This window comes from Vibrio sp. 1401, assembly GCF_033340295.1.
This window is the reverse complement of the sequence record NZ_JAWOWF010000271.1, coordinates 1-783: the sequence shown is the minus strand read 5'-3', so window position 1 is coordinate 783 and position 783 is coordinate 1. Positions and strand designations below refer to the sequence as shown.

General features: G+C 50.6%; 1 protein-coding gene. It reads right to left on the bottom strand.

Features of this window, described 5'->3' with window-relative positions; genetic code table 11:
- A partial coding sequence (locus tag R7Z77_RS25035) for an efflux RND transporter permease subunit (protein ID WP_318137004.1) occupies nucleotides 1–783 on the bottom strand: 783 nt, incomplete at both ends.

Here is a 783-nt window from a genome sequence, read left to right as displayed (position 1 = left end):
ATGAATCTTCTCACGTTGTCTCTGTACCAGAGCGTAGAAGCCCGGAATCAAGAACGTACCCGCAAGAAGCACACACAATAGACCGCCAATCAGAGACACCCCGAGCGAGTTTTGACTCACATGACCCGCACCAGCGGCGAAGATCAACGGGAAAATTCCCAAGATAAACGACCAAGACGTCATGTTTACCGCACGGAAACGTAGCGTACCACCTTTTACGGCTGCGTCATCGATGGCAACGTCTTTCTCTTCGCGCTCTTGCTTCGCGAACTCCACAATCAAAATGGCGTTCTTCGCAGCCAAGGCTATAAGGAGAACGAGACCAATCTGAGCGTACAAGTTTAATGGCGTGCCCGTTAAGTTCAGCGCAAGGAAGGAGCCTAGCGTTGCAACAGGTACCACCAAAATGATCGCCAGAGGAATACTCCAACTTTCGTACTGCGCCACCATGAACAAGTAAATGAAGATCAACGCTAACGCAAATGCGTAAATGGCTTGGTTACCAGCAAGCACTTCTTGGTACGCCATGCCCGTCCATTCGTAGGTATAGCCCTGTGGTAGAACTTCTGCAGCAACACGTTCCATCGCTGCAATTGCATCACCACTTGAGTAACCCGGAGCTGGTTGGCCTTGAATGATGGCACTACGGTACATGTTGTATCGCCATGCCACATCAGGTTCGAATACTTGCTCGTAGCTGACTAGCGTGCTTAGTGGCACCATTTCCCCCATCGAAGAGCGAACATGGAAACGTTCCAAATCTCGCATGCCACTACGGTGTTG